The organism is Microvirga sp. 2MCAF38, from assembly GCF_052115485.1.
In the GTDB taxonomy this organism is placed as follows: Bacteria; Pseudomonadota; Alphaproteobacteria; order Rhizobiales; family Beijerinckiaceae; genus Microvirga.
In genome coordinates, this window is the sequence record NZ_JBFRGU010000004.1 from 351,911 (window position 1) to 368,651 (window position 16,741).

The 16,741-nt window shown below is 60.5% G+C and carries 16 protein-coding genes; 2 read left to right on the forward strand and 14 right to left on the reverse strand.

All coding sequences use genetic code 11. The annotated features are described in order from the left end of the window. Positions 1-140: 140 nt before the first annotated feature. The 14 genes from AB4072_RS10600 to AB4072_RS10665 all read right to left on the reverse strand — a co-directional run bounded on the left by AB4072_RS10600 (position 141) and on the right by AB4072_RS10665 (position 13,939). Positions 141-1,574, reverse strand: a complete 1,434-nt coding sequence (locus tag AB4072_RS10600) for a gamma-aminobutyraldehyde dehydrogenase (protein ID WP_441967838.1) — start codon at positions 1,572-1,574, stop codon at positions 141-143. A gap of 23 nt (positions 1,575-1,597) precedes the next feature. After that, positions 1,598-2,359: a gamma-glutamyl-gamma-aminobutyrate hydrolase family protein gene (locus tag AB4072_RS10605; protein ID WP_441967840.1), complete on the reverse strand. Its 762-nt coding sequence runs from the start codon at positions 2,357-2,359 to the stop codon at positions 1,598-1,600. Positions 2,360-2,379: 20 nt separating this feature from the next. Continuing rightward, positions 2,380-3,435, reverse strand: a complete 1,056-nt coding sequence (locus AB4072_RS10610) for an ABC transporter ATP-binding protein (protein WP_441967842.1) — start codon at positions 3,433-3,435, stop codon at positions 2,380-2,382. 1 nt (position 3,436) lies between these two features. After that, positions 3,437-4,240, reverse strand: coding sequence for an ABC transporter permease (locus AB4072_RS10615; protein ID WP_441967844.1), 804 nt, complete (start codon positions 4,238-4,240; stop codon positions 3,437-3,439). After that, positions 4,233-5,057: an ABC transporter permease gene (locus AB4072_RS10620; protein ID WP_441967846.1), complete on the reverse strand. Its 825-nt coding sequence runs from the start codon at positions 5,055-5,057 to the stop codon at positions 4,233-4,235. Before AB4072_RS10620 ends, AB4072_RS10615 begins: the two co-directional genes overlap by 8 nt. A gap of 21 nt (positions 5,058-5,078) precedes the next feature. Further along, on the reverse strand, positions 5,079-6,113 hold the full coding sequence (locus AB4072_RS10625; RefSeq protein ID WP_441967848.1) for an ABC transporter substrate-binding protein: 1,035 nt from the start codon (positions 6,111-6,113) through the stop codon (positions 5,079-5,081). 138 nt (positions 6,114-6,251) lie between these two features. Beyond that, positions 6,252-6,728: a DUF3830 family protein gene (locus tag AB4072_RS10630; RefSeq protein WP_441967850.1), complete on the reverse strand. Its 477-nt coding sequence runs from the start codon at positions 6,726-6,728 to the stop codon at positions 6,252-6,254. Between the two features lie 108 nt (positions 6,729-6,836). Continuing rightward, positions 6,837-7,766, reverse strand: a complete 930-nt coding sequence (locus tag AB4072_RS10635) for a LysR family transcriptional regulator (RefSeq protein WP_441967852.1) — start codon at positions 7,764-7,766, stop codon at positions 6,837-6,839. 106 nt (positions 7,767-7,872) lie between these two features. After that, positions 7,873-8,715, reverse strand: coding sequence for an endonuclease/exonuclease/phosphatase family protein (locus AB4072_RS10640; RefSeq protein ID WP_441967854.1), 843 nt, complete (start codon positions 8,713-8,715; stop codon positions 7,873-7,875). A gap of 3 nt (positions 8,716-8,718) precedes the next feature. Beyond that, complete coding sequence (locus tag AB4072_RS10645; RefSeq protein WP_441967856.1) at positions 8,719-9,594, reverse strand: ABC transporter permease; 876 nt, start codon at positions 9,592-9,594, stop codon at positions 8,719-8,721. Beyond that, positions 9,591-10,424: an ABC transporter permease gene (locus tag AB4072_RS10650; RefSeq protein ID WP_441967858.1), complete on the reverse strand. Its 834-nt coding sequence runs from the start codon at positions 10,422-10,424 to the stop codon at positions 9,591-9,593. The genes AB4072_RS10645 and AB4072_RS10650 overlap by 4 nt, the downstream gene beginning before the upstream one ends. An 86-nt stretch (positions 10,425-10,510) precedes the next feature. Beyond that, positions 10,511-11,647, reverse strand: coding sequence for an ABC transporter substrate-binding protein (locus tag AB4072_RS10655; protein WP_441967860.1), 1,137 nt, complete (start codon positions 11,645-11,647; stop codon positions 10,511-10,513). Beyond that, positions 11,640-12,740, reverse strand: a complete 1,101-nt coding sequence (locus AB4072_RS10660) for an ABC transporter ATP-binding protein (protein ID WP_441967862.1) — start codon at positions 12,738-12,740, stop codon at positions 11,640-11,642. The genes AB4072_RS10655 and AB4072_RS10660 overlap by 8 nt, the downstream gene beginning before the upstream one ends. Positions 12,741-12,880: 140 nt before the next feature. Beyond that, the gene (locus AB4072_RS10665; protein ID WP_441967865.1) at positions 12,881-13,939 is read right to left on the reverse strand and encodes a LacI family DNA-binding transcriptional regulator; all 1,059 of its coding nucleotides are present in this window, start codon (positions 13,937-13,939) and stop codon (positions 12,881-12,883) included. Between the two features lie 269 nt (positions 13,940-14,208). Between AB4072_RS10665 and AB4072_RS10670 the strand changes: the two genes are divergently transcribed. Together AB4072_RS10670 and AB4072_RS10675 are read left to right on the forward strand one after the other, a co-directional pair. After that, on the forward strand, positions 14,209-15,729 hold the full coding sequence (locus tag AB4072_RS10670; RefSeq protein ID WP_441967867.1) for a sugar ABC transporter ATP-binding protein: 1,521 nt from the start codon (positions 14,209-14,211) through the stop codon (positions 15,727-15,729). Beyond that, on the forward strand, positions 15,726-16,724 hold the full coding sequence (locus AB4072_RS10675; RefSeq protein ID WP_441967869.1) for an ABC transporter permease: 999 nt from the start codon (positions 15,726-15,728) through the stop codon (positions 16,722-16,724). Before AB4072_RS10670 ends, AB4072_RS10675 begins: the two co-directional genes overlap by 4 nt. Positions 16,725-16,741: the final 17 nt, after the last annotated feature.

Consider the following 16,741-nt stretch of genomic DNA (forward strand, 5'->3'; position numbering starts at 1 on the left):
GCTTTCCTGCCAGACGCATCGCGAGGGGATCACCCCACAACGCAGCAAAGCCACGCAGTCATGCCCTCCGTCAACCTCTAGATTCCCTGTTGTCGCATGATCCGGGCGAACAACCGGCTTCCACTTGTTCTGATCACGCTTTAGCGGCTATGGGCAAACATCACGTGTCGAACTTGTGTGTATTCGGTCAGGGCCGTCATGGAGAGATCGCTGCCATAGCCGGAGCTTCGCACGCCGCCATGAGGCATCTCGGTGGCAAAAACGCCATGGGTGTTGACCCAGGTGACACCGTAGCGAAGCGCGGCCGCCAAATGCGCCGCGCGGCCGGAATTACGCGTCCAGATCGACGAGGCAAGGCCATAAGGTGAACTGTTGGCCCAGCGAACCACCTGCTCCTCGTCCTTGAATGGCGTGATCGAGACGACGGGGCCGAAAACCTCGCGCTGGACGATTTCCGCATCCTGCGCCGTGGCGACCAGGGTCGGCTCGTAGAAAAAACCACGCCGATCCGGTGCCCGGCCACCGGCCACAATTTCCGCGCCGTTGTCTCGCGCGCGATCGATGAATCCGGCGACACGCTCACGCTGGCGCTCGGTGATCAGAGGGCCGACTTCAGCCTTCGGGTCGTCCGATTCCCCGTAGGGCAACGCCTTCACCGCCTGGCCGAGATCCGCGACGAGACGGTCATAAATGGGCGCCGCCGCATAGATGTGGCAGGCGGCCGTGCAGTCCTGTCCGGCATTGTAGAAGCTCGCTTCCTTCAATGTCTCGATGAGGCTGCCGAGATCGGCGTCATCAAACACGATGACGGGCGCTTTGCCGCCGAGTTCGAGGTGGGTGCGCTTCAGCGTGTCCGTGGCTGCTGTGAGAATCTTGCGGCCAGTGCCGACATCGCCCGTAAGTGAAATCATGCGTACCAGCGGATGCGAAATCAGGCGTTGTCCGACGGTCGCGCCCGTCCCGGTAACGACGTTCACGACGCCGGGTGGCAGGATTTCCGCGAAGATCTCGGCAAGCTTCAGGAGTGTGAGGGGCGTGTGCTCCGAAGGTTTGATGACCAGCGTGTTGCCGGCCGCAATGGCCGGCGCGATTTTCCAGCTCGCCATCAGCAGGGGATAATTCCAGGGCGCGATGGAGGCGATGACGCCGATGGGGTCACGCCTCAGCATGCTCGTGTGGCGGCCGTTGCGATATTCGCCCGTCGGCACGCCCGGCATGGTGCGCGCGGCGCCGGCAAAAAAGCGGAAGACATCGACCACATTCGGCACTTCGCCGCCGAGTACATAGCGATACTGCTTGCCGCAATTCATGGATTCGAGTTCAGCGAAGACGGCCGATTCTTCCTCAATGCGATCAGCAATGCGCAGGAGCGCGCGGGACCGCTCGCGGGGAGTCAGTGCCGCCCATGCCGGAAAGGCGGCTTCGGCCGCAGCGACGGCGCGGTCGACCTGCGCTTCGCCCCCCGTCGGCAGATCGACGATCAGTTCACCGGTCGAGGGGTTGGTGACGGGTTCAGTGCCGCCCTCACCCGCCTCGAAGCGGCCATCGATAAAAACCTGCGCGTTCTCGAACATCGGTCGTTCCTAATGCATTTCTTTCAGGATGAAGCAGGGATATCGGAGACGCCGCGAAGGGCGCGTCCGAAGAGCTGGAAGATCGCCTGCGATTGCGGATCGGCTTCGGCTTTCCATTCGGGGTGCCACTGGACCGCGATGATCCGCGACGCGCCGATGGAGCCGGAGACGGCCTCGACAACGCCGTCCGGCGCGCGGGCCTCGATCGATAGCGCCGAAGCCAACCCGTCGATGCCCTGATAATGGACGGAATTGACGACGGCTTTTGTGTCGCCGAGGGCGCGCGAAAGGACTCCGTCTTCTGTCAGCGCAACAGGATGACGATGATCGAACATGCTTTCGAAGCTCGCATCTGACGGTGCATGATGCTTCGCGCCGAGATCGCGGCGCAGCGTGCCGCCAAGTGCAACGTTTATTTCCTGCAGACCGCGGCAGATGCCGAAGATCGATTTTTGCGCATCGATCGCCGCATCGAGCATGCGCTGGACCGTCTCATCCCGGGCTTCGTCGAACGGCCCTTCCGCATTCTCCTCGTCGTCGCCGTAGCGGTGGGAGGCGATGTTGGAAGGGCTTCCGGTCAGCAAGATCCCATCGACCGATGCCGCGATGCGCGGCGCGTCGATATAATCGGGAAGGCTCGGGATGATGACAAGCGAGGCGTCCATATAGCGGGCAGCGCCGATCAGATAACGCTGCATGACGTTCGCCGCGATCTCGTCACCGAGGCGGCGATTGCATGCAACAACGCCCAAGAGAGGCCGCGCGGCGCTTTTTCCATGACGCATGATCACCTCGAATGCACTCCTCAGCCTGCGATGATCCGCGCTCGCCCTTCAGGCACTTGCACCGTCACGGCCTCACCCGGCGCGAAAAGATCGGTCGCAGGCGCAAGGCATTTCAGCCGTAGATCGCCAAGGCGCAGAACATAACGGATGCGCGCGCCGAGGAAGACCTGGGTTTCGACGGTTGCGTGAAAAGTCCCCGGCACGTCCGTTCCGGCCGGCAGAAGCTTCAAATCCTCCTGGCGCAGAGACAGGGTCGCCTTGCCACGTGTAGTCACATCGGCTGGCACCGGGATCAATTCGCCATTGGGAAGTCTCGCCTGCGCTGTGCCATCGCCCTGCCCGATCAGGACCGGTACGAGATTGGCCGACCCGATGAACTCGGAGGCAAAGGCCGTGCGCGGAGCGGCATAGATCTCCTGTGGACCGCCCGTCTGTTCGATGCGGCCACCATTCATCAGCACCACCGTGTCGGAAAGACTGAGCGCCTCCTCCTGATCGTGCGTCACGAACACCGTCGTGAGGCCGAGCCGGCGATGCAGCTCGATCAGTTCGACCTGCATATCTTCGCGCAGGCGCGCGTCGAGATTGGAAAGCGGCTCATCGAGCAACAGAATCTTCGGATCGGACACGATGGCGCGGGCCAAAGCCACGCGTTGTTGCTGCCCGCCCGAGAGCTGGCGCGGCATGCGGTCCGCGAGGTGGCTGAGCTGCACCGTCTCGAGCGCTGCCTGAACGCGCTCGTCCTGCTCCTTGCGGGTGCCGCGCTTTCGCATGCGAAGCGGGAAGCGCACGTTCTCGCGTACGTTCATGTGCGGTAGAAGCGCATAGGATTGGAACATCATGGCGATGTCGCGATCCTCCGGAGGCATTTGCGTCACATCCCTTCCGCCAATGCGGATGGAGCCGCCCGTGACGCCCTCAAGCCCCGCGATGCTGCGCAGAAGCGTGGTCTTGCCGCAGCCGCTTGGCCCCAGCAGACTGACGAATTCGCCACTCTCGATGGTGAGTGAAATGCCGTGCAGCACCTTCGTCGCGCCAAACGATTTGACGATGTCGATCAGTTCCAGTTTTGCCATTTCAATTCCCGACGAAGCGTTGGATGCCGAGAAGCCGGTCGATGACCGCGATCAGCAGGACGGTCAGACCCATCATCAGCGTGGAAACCGCCGCGACTGTCGGATCGGGGCTGAACTCGAGCTGGTTGTAGATCTGGATCGGAAGAGTCACGAGATCCGGCGTGCGCAGGAAGAGCGCGACGACGGCCTCGTCGAAGGAGATGTTGAAGGCGAAGAACGCGCCCGCCGCCAGACCCGGCGCGCATTGCGGCAGCACCACATAAAGAATGCGCTGCCAGCGCCTCGCTCCCATGGTGCGGGCGGCTTCTTCCAGGAAAGGATCGGAATCGACCAGCACAGCGAGCGTCGTGCGGATGACGTAAGGCAGCGCGATCACCGTATGCCCGATCCACAAAGCCGGAAAGGACACTGGTCCAACCGTGGCGCTCCATAGGATGAGCAGGCCTATTGCGAAGATGATCGACGGCAGGATCAGCGGTGAAAGGAAAAGGCCAGACAAAAATCCGGAGCCGGGCAGCCGACGGCGGTTGATCGAGATCGCAGCCCCTGCGCCGATGATCGTCGCCGTGATGGTGACGAGGGTTGCGAGTTTGAGGCTGGTGCCAAGCGCGCCGACATAGGCGCTCGATTCGAACACCGCCTTGAACCAGCGCAGGGAGAAACCCGTCGGCGGAAAGGCGATGAACTGACTCTCGGACACGGAAACACCGGCGACAACGATCAGCGGTGCAAGCACAAAGATGAGCGTCACGGCAACAAACAGCCACGTGACGGCGCGAAGAAGGTTCGGAACGCCCTTAACCATGACGCCGGCCTGAGAGCTTGATGTACGGGGTCAGCGCCAGAAGCACGCCGACGAGAAGGATGACAGATTGGGCAGCCGCAAAATTCCATTCGAGCGTCTTCGTCGCCGATTCGTAGATCGATCCTGCAATGACGGGGAGGCGAACGCCGCCGAGGAGCGAGGGCGTCACGAAGGAACTTACTGACAGAGTGAAAGCGAGAAGCGATCCGGCGAGAATGCCCGGCATGGCGAGCGGCAAGATCACCGTGCGAAGGGTCGCCAGGAACCCAGCGCCCATGGTGCGCGAAGCTTCCTCCAGACGCCTGTCGATCTTCATAACGACGCCGAGAATTGAGAGGGTGGTGAAAGGCAGGAGAACTTGCACCATGCCGATGACGATAGCCGCTTCCGTCTGCATGAGCGTGAAGTTGCGCCCCACGAACCCCATCTTCCAGAGTGTGAAGGGAATAAGACCGCCACGTCCGAGCAGCACCATCCAGCCGAAGGTGCGCACGACGACGCTGGTCATGAGCGGCAGGATGATGAGAACAATGAGCCAGAGCCGCAAGGATGGCGCGACACGCGCCATCACATAGGCCAGCGGAAAGCCGATCGCAGCGCAGATCAGCGTGATGAGCAGCGAGAGATAGATCGTGCGCCAGACGATGCCGAGATAATACGGATCCGTCAGAAAGCGGGTGAAATGCTCGGCCGTCATGCCGCCATCGTGACCGACGATGCTCAGTCGCAGCATTTCGACGATGGGTAAGACGAAAGCGAACGCAAGCAGGAGAATGCCGGGGCTCGCAAGAGCTAGATCTTCGAAACGATCACGCATGGAGGAGTCCCGGCCTATATCTTAGCGAGCGATCAGCTTCTTCCAACGCTCGATGATCGACGCGCGGTTGGCGTCCACATCAATCGGGTTGAAGCGCATGAGGCCCGACACCGCCTGCTCGCCATAGATGACTTCCTTGGCGAGCGCCTCATCGAGCTTGGTCGCCTTGTTGGTCGGCGAATAGCGCAGCTCTTGAGCCCAACCCGCCTGCACTTCCGGCGAGAGCGAGAAATCGATGAACTTCTTGGCTAGATCCTGGTTCGGACGGTTCGCCACCAGATTGGCGGTGAGATAGACCGCCGGCGTTCCTTCCGCACCTTGCACGAACTCGATCGGCAGACCAGCCTTGCGCAACGTGTAGGCATAGTCCTGCGCATAGGGCGCGACCCAGGCGTCGTTCTGAGCAAAGTTCTGCTGCATTTCCGGCGAGGTCGAGACGATAACGGCGCCGCCGAGCAAGCCCTTGACGGCTTCAAATCCCGGCTCGGCGTTCTTGATGTCGCCGCCCTTGATCTTATTCATCATGAGGAAGCCGAGCAGGCCGTAGCTGTTCGACAGATCGGTCAGGACAACGTGATCTTTATATGCCGGATCCCACAGATCGGCCCACTTGGCCGGCTTCTTGGGAGCCTTGTCCTTGTTGTAGAGAAGGCCGATGGCCGCCACCGCGTGAACCGGGCCTTCGCCACGAGCCAGACCCTCTGTCGCAAACGGATAGAGATCCTTCGCGTTGGTGAGCTCCTCAGCCTTGATCGGGCCGATCAGGCCTTCGCGCGCGGCGACGACTTCCTGACCGCCGGAGAAGTGGATGACGTCGAATTGCGGAGCCGCTTTCTGGGCGCGCAACTGCGCAAGCGCATCGGCCGAATAGGCCGTGATCACCTGCACATCGACATCGTACTTCTTTTGAAAGGGTTCGATGACGAGCTTTCGGTGAATCTGCTCGTAAGCTCCGCCATAGGAGTTTATGACGAGTTTGTCCTTCGCGAAGGCGGGCGTCGCCAGGGCACTTGCAAGAGCAAGCATTGCAGCGACTTTAGACACTTTAGCAACCATTGTTCGACCCTCTGGTTCGTTGCCGATGTGAGCGCTATTCTAGAGCGGAAGGACGCCGCGTCCTCTCGTGTCGTTCCGCTCCAGACGTCTTGTGCAGGTCCGATCTTTTCAAAAGCCGAAGGCTCTTGTGATCATACCTTAGTCGAGACGACCGATCTCGACCGTCTTGATACCTTCCATGCGAATGCTGCGGCAGGCCTCTGCGATCTCTTCGAGGCCCTCGGTCATGCGGCCGAGGATGTTGCAGGGCGTCCAGCCGATGGGCCCGAAAATGCGGCCGCCATTGTCGTAGAACATGCCGATTTCCCAGAACTCGTCGGTCATGCCCTTGAAGAGGTTTTTGGCCTGATAAAACCACAGGAGTTCGCCCGCGATGGGGAAGCAGGTCTGGTTCTCGACCGGGATCGACAGAGGATCGAAGGTCTGCGCCTCCTTGGGAAGACCCATCATGATCTCGGGACCAGCGAACATGGCATGACCGGCCGGAACCTGAATCGGGTTCTTCAAAGCGTCCCAGATCGTCTGGCAGGTGACGGGAGCGTTCTCCCAGTAGAGCTCAATGGTGCCTTGAACTTTCTTCTCGACAAACTTTAGGTAAAGACGGCGTTTTGACATAATGTTTCCCACACTCCCGGCTTTTGCGCCAGTATCTTGCGGGCGAACGGTCGCAGCTCAAAAACTATGTGTCCAATTATCGTTCTCTATAGGAACGATAGAATTTTTTTATCGATAGATGCTCTCGACCCAGGCGATACCGGGATCGATTTCGGCGCAGAACTCCATCGCCGTCCTTCGCGCGAGTTCGGCCACGCGCTCCGTGAGCAGAGAGCCTGGCACCGGATGATAGCTCGCGATGAAGGTGAGCGGCGGAAAGGGCTTGCTGACCCGAACCGAAGCAAGCTCGCCCGAAGCCAGCTCACGTTGCACGACCGCGGTCGGAACGGCGGCAACCCCGAACCCGTCGATCGCCAAGCGGATCATGGTGGGGAGTGAATTGGAGTTCGATAACTGGCCGGCGAGGACGCTCTCGTCCTGGAAATACGGCGCAATCATCCGATACGGTGGTGAACCGCGCTGAAAAGTGATCAGCGGCATCGCGCCAAGCTCCGCCACCGTATAGATGTGCTCCTTGTCGATCAGTTTCGGGCTGCCGATCCATGACATGGCATAAGTGCAAACCACGAAACTGCGATAACCTTCCTCAAGAAGTGGATCCAGACAGAAGGTAATGTCGAGATCGCCGCTCTTCATGTGGTTGAGAAGATTGACCGTGGAATCGGTCACAATCTCGATCTGGGAACCGGGATAGGTTTGCCGCAGGCGCTCGTAGAGGCGAGGCAACCAGGTCTGAACGATGGCGTCGATAGCCCCGATCCTGAGCGTCAGAGCGATGTTCTCGGGGTCCGTAAACCCAAGCTTGAGCTTATCGAAGTCGCCCAGCATGTTCTCGATGACCCGAAGAGCCTCGTGGCCTGCGGACGTCAGATGAAAGCCACGGCCTTCACGCATGATGAGCTGGACGCCGAGTTCGCGCTCGAGCGCCGCGATGCGGGACGAAACCGCGGGTTGCGTCGTGTTGAGATGAGTGGCCGTGCGCCCAAAATGGCGCAGCCGCGCCAGATGGACGAAGGTCTCCAGATTGGCAAGCTTCATGAACTAAACTTGTTTCACATCTCAGCGGCAATCAAGTGCCTGATCGAGGTGAACAGGGGATTGTGAAGCTCGTCAACTCGGCACGGAGCCCGATCAGCAGCCAGAATCACAGGGCCAGTTCGAGAAAAACAGGTTGGTGGTCCGAAGATTGACACTCTTGGTCATAGACGATCCGCGTGATTTTCGGCACGATATCTTCCGTGACGAACAGAAAATCGCAGCAATGAGGCTGCCCGTTCGACTGCTCATGGAGGCAGAACGACGCAGGATGCGGTTCGCCCGGATGCGCCGCTTCCCAGGCATCGACGAGACGCGGGGCGGCGACCTCGAATGCGTCCGACACGCGCTTCTTCACCGGATCGCCCGGCTTCATGTTGAAATCGCCCGTCAAGATGGCGGAGGGCGAAGTCGGAAACAGGGCATAGGTGCCGGGCCCAGCCTCACGCGGCACAATTGTGCGCTCATAGGCCGTGCGATGCGCTTCGCGGATGCCCTCGACCTGGGCGCGGCGCAATTTGTCGGACGAATATTCCAGATGAGTCGTCATGACCCGCAGCGGCCCGGCGGGAGTCTCGACCACAGCTTCGAGTAACAGACGCGGCATATTTCGCGTCGCGGCCGCCTCCCAGGGGAGGGTGTAGCGCAGGATCTGCGCAACGGGATGACGCGAGAGAACCATGTTGCCGAAGCGGCTGCGCCCGCCCCGACCGTCAGGCACATCGAGCGCCACGCCTTCGACAGATTGATAATCGGGCAGAAGAGCCGCGATTTCGGCGAACTGGTTTTCGGCCTCATGCCCTTTCAGGCCTCCGAAATTGTCGGCGACTTCCTGCAGGCAGAGAATATCGAAATCGACCATATCGCGGGCATCGGCAATCAAGCGCTTGAGATCGCGGCGACCGTCGACGCCGAGACCCCATTGGATGTTCCAGGTCAGAATCCTGAGCATGTCTTATTGACCAACCTTGCTGAGCACATCCGCTTTCAGGAAGCGCTCGATCACGATCATGAACAACACGGACGGAACGAGCAGGATCAGCGCCGTGATCGATGCAATCTGATAATTGCCACCCATGCTCGCGTTGTAGAGAAGAAGCGGCAGGGTCGTCACCTGCGGCACGCCGACGAAGAATGTCCCCGTGAACTCGTCGAGCGATTCCAGGAACACGAAGATCGCGCTCGCCATGATGCCAGGCAACGCCAGCGGCAATGTCACCGTAAAGAAAGCGCGCAAGGGGGATGCACCGATATTACGCGCGGCGAGTTCGAGATCCCGGTCGACAGCAGAGAAAGCCGCCGCCGCGATCCAGACCGAGTAGACGAGGCCGTGCGCTGCGTGAACAAGCACCACACCGGCAATCGTGCCCGTGAGGCCGATGCTGTAGAACACCCGCGCGACGTTGATGTAGATCGCGACCGACGGAAAGGCTTGCGGCAGCAGAAACAGGATCATCAAAGCCGTGCGCCAGGGCAGCTTGAGTCTTGCCAACGCGTAACCGGCCGGAACCGAAATCACGAGCGCCACCAGCACCGTGAGACACGCGATGCTGACGCTTGTCATCAGCGAAGACATCGCGTCGCCAGTCGGCCGGAACACGACCTCCCAATAGCGGGTCCCGTAAGAGACCGGCAGCTTGTACGGCGTATACCAGCGCTCGGCGACGGACCAGAGAGCGAGATTGACGAGCGGCCCGAACAGCATAAAGGCAAAGATCGCAAGTCCGGCAGCCTTGAGAACGGTCGATCCTACAGCCCAGAATCGCACGCGCCCGACCGAGAGCGCTTCGACGCTCGCGGACGCGGAAGCAAGTTGCATTTTGCCGGTCATGCCTGCACCTCGCGCTTCACGTTATGGCGCAGATAAATCCAGGCGGCGATGCCGGAGATTGCATAGGAGATCACACCGAGCGCATTCGCTGTCGCGTAGTCGCCGTAGGAATTGATCCGAAACGCCATGTCGACGGTGAGCATGGTGGGTTGCGAACCGGCCACCATCATCGGCACCGACAGGACCGAAAGCATCGTCACGAAAGAAAGAACGAGCCCCACGAGAAGCGTCTGGGCCACCTGCGGCAGGACCAGCTCCACCAGCACGCGCGGACGCGAGGCGCCGAGATTGCGCCCGGCCTCGATAGTCGCGCGGTCGATGGCGGCCATGGCGCCGGCGACCATCAAGGTCACGAAAGGCACCTGCTTCCAGACGAAGGTTATGATGATGCCGCGCCAATCGAGAAAGCTCGTCGCCTGAAGAGGCTCAATGATCCCCAGTCCGACGAGAGAATTGTTCATCAATCCGTTCTTGGCGAGAAAAGTCCTCATGCACTGCGCGGCGACGATAAAGGGAATGAATAGCGGCCAGCGATAAAGATTGCGCAGAATCGCGACAAGCCACGGTGTCTCGCCGAGTGTCAGCACACCTGCGATGACGACGGAGATGATACCCGTCAGCACCGTCGAGGTGATGACGATGAAAAGCGTGAATAGAATATCCGTCGAATAGAGCTCATACGCCTTCGCGAAATGTGCGAGGGTCAGATTTCCGCTTCCGTCGGTGAAGGCGGCGGCAAGCGAAAAACCCAGAGGGTAAAGAAACAGAGCTCCGATCATCACCAGAGCTGGCGCGATCAAAAGCAGGCCAAAAAACGACGGACGGGTCATGAAGAATTGGTGTCCCGCTGACAAGAACGAGCAACGGGCGGCTAAAGGAGATCCCTTAAGCCGCCCGCATGATTATGAGCGAAAGCTTAGTTCGCGACCTTCTTCTCGTAGGTCTCGAGAATGTCGTTGAAGTACGGGCCGATCGGGAAAGGCTTGCCGTTGGCGGCGAGATCCTTCGGCGTGATATCGGCGAAGAGCTGATCCCAAGCAGCCTTATCGAGCTTGCCTTCAAGGTTCTGCGCGTCGATGCCGGGATACCAGTTGAAGCGCTTCACGATGCCTTCCGCCTGGACGTCCGGGCTCGTGGCGAGCGCGACGAACTCGGACGCGAGCTTTTCCTGCGCGGTCTTCTTGGGGATCGCGTAGTACATCGGCTGGCCGGGCATGCCGGGGGTCACGAGCTTCAGGCGCATGTTCGGCGGCAGCTTGCCTTCCGCCTTCCAGGTATAGAACATATCGACCCAGACCGGACCCATGGCGATTTCGCCGCGGTTGAGCATGTCGAGCGTGCCGGCATTGCCGGGGGTGATGATGACGTTCTGGTTGAAGTCCTTCAAATCGGCCATCGTCTTGTCCCAAGTCGCCTTGGTGGCCGCGTCGTAGGGACCGCTCTCGAGCTTCGCCGCATCGCCGCCGAAGGCTGTAACCCAGCCGGTGACGAAGGCGACGCCGGACATGCCGCCCTTGATGCCGTTATAGCCGAACTGCTTCGGGTTCTTCTTCACCCAGTCGCGAAGTTCCGCATATGACGCGGGCACGCTCTTCACGAGATCCGGGTTATAGGCAAGCGCCGTTTGCGAATGAAACATCGGCATGACGTAGCCTGTCACATCCGCGCCGAGAGAATTCGTCGCCGTGTCGCGGGTCACGAGCTTTCCGGTCGGAAGCTTGTCGCGGTATTTCTCGATCAGCTCTTCCTTGACGAGCGTACCCGCCGCCTTCTGGTGAATGACGATGACATCGAAATCCGCATTGGCCGAGCCGGCCTTCTTCTGCGCATCGAGCTTCTCGTAGATCTTCTGCGAACCGCCGTCGCCCGGACCGGTGCCGACCGCAACGACCTTCACGCCGGGATGGCTCTTCTCGAAGATCGGTCCGAGATAGTCCTTGATGTAGTCGACCATGTTCTGGTCGCCGGCAGTCGCGACATTGAGCGTCTGTGCGCTCGCCGCCTGACTGAAAGCGAGGGCCGCAAAGCCCGCAAGCAAGAGACTCTTACGCATGGAATCCTCCCTGAGATTGTTCGCTGGGAAACAGGTGTAACGACGCCAGCGGCAAGCGAAGGCCGACTGGACGATCGAGCTCGTGGTAGTCGTCATCCGTCACAGTAAAATGACGGTCCCCGATGGCGACCACATACCTATAGTGCCCACCCGGATACGTTCTCTGCGTGATTGTGCCGGGTAGCACGATGGAGCCGTCGATGGCGGCGTTCGGATCGTCGAGAGATGCTACATCGTCACGGAAGTACGCGGTGACCGCGCCCACCGGAACGTCTCCGTTCCAGTGAACCGCCTGTCCTTGTTCCGCCTTGACTTCGATGCCCGGTCCCGATGACCGCACATCGAGATCAAGTGTGTTCTCGGCACCCATGAAGCTTGCCACGAAGGGCGAGACGGGATGGTCGAAGACCTCTTTCGGCGTGCCCATCTGCGCGATATGGCCGGCATCCATCACCACGATGCGATCCGCCATGGTCATAGCTTCTTCGCGGTCGTGCGTCACATGGATTGCCGTGAAGCCGAGCCTGTTCTGGAGTGACTTGATCTCGCTCCGGAGCTGCAGACGCACTTTCGCATCGAGGTTTGAGAGCGGCTCGTCGAGAAGGAGGATATGGGGTTCGATGGCGAGTGCGCGCCCGAGCGCCACGCGCTGTCGCTGGCCACCAGACAGATTCGTGACTTTGCGATCTTCAAGCCCCGAGAGGTTGAGCATGCGCAGGACATCGGCGACACGCTTGCGGATCTCATCCTTGGAGACGCCGCGCAACCGCAGCCCGTAACCGACATTGCCGAGCACGGTCATATGCGGCCACAGAGCGTAAGATTGAAACATCATCGCCATGCCGCGCTTTTCCGGCGGCATGTCCACGACATCGCGACCGAACAGGCGTATGGCGCCGGCGGACGCTTTTTGGAAACCGGCGATCGTGCGCAGAAGCGTGGTCTTTCCGCAGCCGGACGAGCCTAAAATTGCGATGAATTCACCGGGAGCAACAGAAAGATTCACTCCATGCAGAACACGGTTACTGCCGTAATCGACCTTCAAATGGTCAATATCGATCGCCGCCGAACCAGAGTTGGTTACGGTCATCATTCCTCCCGATGTCGTGCGCTTCGGCGCATCTCTTATGTAGCCAGCAAATCACAATTGCCGACCCAACGTAAAGAGCGCCGCGTGACTTTTATTCGGGGTTCATGACACTTTCTTGAATTACCCCTTCCGAGACGTGGCCCTCAGGCTAATGGGATCGTGCTGTCTCTCACCACGAGCTCGGTCTTGAGGCGGATGCGCTCGGGCGTCGTGCGGCCCTGCAGCAAATCGATGAGTGCTGCTGCCGCCGCTTGACCTAGTTCACGACGCGGCTGATGAATCGTCGTCAAGGCCGGATCGGCGACAGCCGCGAATTCGATATCGTCGAATCCGGCCACCGAAATATCCTGCGGTACGCGCACGCCGGACGAGTGCAGGGTTCGCATGAGGCCGATCGCCATTTCATCGCTCGTGCAGAAGACAGCGGTGGGGCGCGTGGAGCGTGAAAGCAGATCGCGGCCGGCTTCGACGCCTGACTCGACTGTGTAGTCGCCTTTGATGACGAGGTCGGGATCGAAGGCCAATCCCTCGGTGCGCAAACCGTCGCGATAGCCGCGGATGCGTTCTTTCTCCAAAACGTTCTCGGCAGGCCCCGTAAGATAAGCGATGCGGCGATGGCCGAGAGATGCGAGGTGCTGCGTCATCCGTCTTGCGGCAGCACGGTTGTCGATCTCGATCTGCGGAATAGCAGCACCCGGGATCGCCTCGCAGAGTGCGACGAGGGGAATGTTGATCGAGGCGGGCACTCCTTTGGCATTGCGGCTTTGGCCGAACAGATGACCGTTGAGGAGGATCGCGCCATCGACACGCCCCGCGGCAGTGAAGCCCGCGAAATGTGCTTCCTTCTCCGGCGAACCGTCGAGATCGCCGATGATCATGCCGTAACCTGCCTCGAATAAGGTTTCCTCGATGCCGCGCAGGATTTTCGAGAAGAACGTGTTCGCAAGATTCGGCAGAACCACCAGCACCATATAGGTCTTTTGCGAGCGCAAGGATCGCGCGGCGGGGTTCGGCACATAGCCGATCTTGGCGATAGCTTCGAGCACGCGACCGCGCGTCTCTTCCGAAACCAGGTTCGGATTGGCCAGCGCCCGGCTGACCGTCGCCGTCGAGACCTCGGCGAGCTTCGCCACATCCTGGATGCGCGCGGCGCGGCCCATCTCGTCGCCACGTCCTCTGGTCTTGCGCCCGTCCTTACTCATGGAACCCACCCTTCGCGCCGGTCTGTTTGACAGAAGCCGACATTGCGGTAAAGTGAATGTAATCGATTACATCGTGCATTGTCGATCACCCGTCATGCCGATGCCGCTCGCAGTCCCGCAAAGAGGACGAAGAAAGACAATTCAGGAGGAACAGATGCCGACCGCCATTCCCTCAAGCTGATCCGACCCTAGACTTCTTGCGACATCCAAAGCGCTTTCACGATACGTGAAGGCGTTACCGATCCTTTTTGTCCGGACCGGAGCAGTCAATGGATTCTGTTCTGCGCGCAGAAAACATTTCCAAGTCGTTCGGCCCCATCGAGGTTCTGAACGGCATTTCGCTCGATTTGGAACCGGGCGAGATTCACGCTGTGATCGGCGAGAACGGCGCTGGCAAGTCGACACTGATGCGTATCCTGTCCGGCCATCTCACGCCGACGAAGGGGAAGCTGCATTTCGCCGGACAACCCATCCAATTCGCGAGTCCCGTCGAGGCCGAAGGCCATGGCATTGTTCTCGTCCATCAGGAAATCCTGCTTGCCGAAGATCTGACCGTCGCGCAAAATATCTTTCTCGGGCGCGAGATCACCCACGCCGGATTCGTTGACGACAAGGCAATGCGCCGTCAAGCGCGCACGGTCCTCGACCGTCTTGGCACGAACATCGATACCGATGCCCGAGTGCGCCAACTCTCCATTGCCGAGCGTCAGCTCGTCCAGATCGCGCGGGCGCTTCTGGTGCCGAACCGTGTCGTCGTCTTCGATGAGCCGACTGCCGTGCTCACGCCGATCGAGGCGGAAAGCTTGTTCGCGATCATCCAAAGCCTGAAGGCGCAGGGTGTCGCCGTTCTCTACATCTCACATCGTCTCGGTGAGGTGAAGGCCATCGCCGACAGAGTGACGGTTCTACGCGACGGTCGACTTATCACGACGCGCGATGTGGAAGGCCTCGAACCGCTTGAGATGGCGCGTCTCATGGTGGGCCGCGATATGTCGAAGCTCTACCCGGCAAAATCCGCCGTCGCATTGGGCGATGATATCTTGCGCGTCGACAACATGATCGTTCCGGGCTTTGTCGAACAAGCCTCCTTTGCGCTGAAGCGCGGCGAGATCCTCGGCTTCGGCGGCCTGATCGGCGCAGGACGCACAGAGCTTTTCGAGGGCCTCGTCGGCCTGCGACCGAGCCAGGGGCGCGCCACCCTCAACGGCCACGCCGTTCGTTTCCACGACGCGCGGGAGGCGATGGCATCCGGAATCGTCTATCTCTCGGAAGACCGGAAAGGCAAAGGGCTTCTTCTGCGGCAAAATTTGCGCGTCAACCTGACACTGGCGGCGCTAGAGAAATTCACAACCGGCTCCCTCATCGACGTTAAGGCCGAGGACGAAGCGCTCGACACGGCAATCCGCGATTTCGATATCCGCACGCGGCGGCGCGATCTGCTTGCCGGTCAGCTCTCCGGCGGCAACCAGCAGAAACTGCTGCTCGCCAAGATGATGCTGGCGGATCCGCGCATCGTCATCATCGATGAGCCGACACGCGGCGTCGATATCGGTACCAAGGAACAGATCTACCGCTTCATTGCGACGTTGGCGGCGCAAGGTCGCGCGGTCGTCGTCATCTCTTCCGAGATGCAGGAACTGATTGGCCTGTGCCACCGGGTTCTCGTGATGCGCAACGGACGTATCGTCGGAGAGGTGGCCGGAGACGATCTGTCGGAGGATGCCATCGTCTTTCTCGCCACCGGCGTTCACGAAGAAAGGGCGGCCCGGATCGCCGCAGGCCAAGCATGACCGAAACCGCTCTTCCCACAAGCGCTAAGCCACGCCGCTTCAATCTCGATCTCAGGGCGCTTTCGCCCTTCATCGCTCTCGTCGTTCTGGTTGTCGCCGGATCCCTCATCAATCCGGATTTCCTGACCGCCGGCAACCTGCTCAATGTCGTCACCCGTTCGGCCTTCATCGCCATCATCGCGGTGGGCGCGACCTTCGTCATTGCGAGCGGTGGGCTCGATCTTTCGGTCGGCTCCATGGCGGCCCTCGTGGCGGGCGTCATGATCCTCACACTCAACAAAGTCGGCGGCGCGGATATGAGCACGCTGGCGCTCGGCATGCTGGCCGCGCTGGCGTTGAGCGCCGTCTGTGGCCTCGCGAACGGCTTGACGGTCACCTTCGGGCGCATCGAGCCGTTCATCGTGACGCTCGGCACGATGGGGATCTTCCGATCCCTCGTGATCTGGCTCGCGGCGGGCGGCACCATCACCATGCGCAATTCCGAACTGCGGGAACTTTATCGCCCGCTCTATTTCGGGAATGTGCTCGGTGTTCCGATTCCCATCCTCGTCTTTCTCGCGGTTGCCGCCATCGGCGCACTCATTCTCTACAAGACGTCCTTCGGCCGTCACGTGGTGGCGCTGGGGTCGAACGAGGACGTCGCGCGCTATTCCGGCGTGCCGATCTGGCGCGTGCGCACGCTGGTCTATGTGATTCAGGGCCTGTGCGTCGGTATCGCCGTTCTCGTGTACGTGCCGCGCCTCGGCTCGGCCACGCCGACCACGGGTCTGTTGTGGGAATTGCAAGCCATCACCGCCGTCGTCATCGGGGGGACGGCCTTGAAGGGTGGTGTCGGGCGCATCGGCGGCACGGTGATCGGCGCCATCATTCTCGAACTCGTCGCGAACATTATGGTGCTCTCAAACTTCGTCTCCGAGTTTCTCGTGGGCGCGGTGCAGGGCGCCATCATCATTATCGCCATGCTGGTGCAGCGCAGCCTGCAGCGGGGGCGGTGAATCCGGTGAGAGCCCAC

Coding starts and splice junctions, on each gene's coding strand:
- AB4072_RS10600 (WP_441967838.1), bottom strand. CDS start 1,574: ATGTTCGAGAACGCGCAGGTTTTTATCGATGGCCGCTTCGAGGCGGGT.
- AB4072_RS10670 (WP_441967867.1), top strand. CDS start 14,209: ATGGATTCTGTTCTGCGCGCAGAAAACATTTCCAAGTCGTTCGGCCCC.
- AB4072_RS10610 (WP_441967842.1), bottom strand. CDS start 3,435: ATGGCAAAACTGGAACTGATCGACATCGTCAAATCGTTTGGCGCGACG.
- AB4072_RS10615 (WP_441967844.1), bottom strand. CDS start 4,240: ATGGTTAAGGGCGTTCCGAACCTTCTTCGCGCCGTCACGTGGCTGTTT.
- AB4072_RS10665 (WP_441967865.1), bottom strand. CDS start 13,939: ATGAGTAAGGACGGGCGCAAGACCAGAGGACGTGGCGACGAGATGGGC.
- AB4072_RS10660 (WP_441967862.1), bottom strand. CDS start 12,740: ATGATGACCGTAACCAACTCTGGTTCGGCGGCGATCGATATTGACCAT.
- AB4072_RS10630 (WP_441967850.1), bottom strand. CDS start 6,728: ATGTCAAAACGCCGTCTTTACCTAAAGTTTGTCGAGAAGAAAGTTCAA.
- AB4072_RS10645 (WP_441967856.1), bottom strand. CDS start 9,594: ATGACCGGCAAAATGCAACTTGCTTCCGCGTCCGCGAGCGTCGAAGCG.
- AB4072_RS10620 (WP_441967846.1), bottom strand. CDS start 5,057: ATGCGTGATCGTTTCGAAGATCTAGCTCTTGCGAGCCCCGGCATTCTC.
- AB4072_RS10655 (WP_441967860.1), bottom strand. CDS start 11,647: ATGCGTAAGAGTCTCTTGCTTGCGGGCTTTGCGGCCCTCGCTTTCAGT.
- AB4072_RS10675 (WP_441967869.1), top strand. CDS start 15,726: ATGACCGAAACCGCTCTTCCCACAAGCGCTAAGCCACGCCGCTTCAAT.
- AB4072_RS10640 (WP_441967854.1), bottom strand. CDS start 8,715: ATGCTCAGGATTCTGACCTGGAACATCCAATGGGGTCTCGGCGTCGAC.
- AB4072_RS10625 (WP_441967848.1), bottom strand. CDS start 6,113: ATGGTTGCTAAAGTGTCTAAAGTCGCTGCAATGCTTGCTCTTGCAAGT.
- AB4072_RS10650 (WP_441967858.1), bottom strand. CDS start 10,424: ATGACCCGTCCGTCGTTTTTTGGCCTGCTTTTGATCGCGCCAGCTCTG.
- AB4072_RS10605 (WP_441967840.1), bottom strand. CDS start 2,359: ATGCGTCATGGAAAAAGCGCCGCGCGGCCTCTCTTGGGCGTTGTTGCA.
- AB4072_RS10635 (WP_441967852.1), bottom strand. CDS start 7,766: ATGAAGCTTGCCAATCTGGAGACCTTCGTCCATCTGGCGCGGCTGCGC.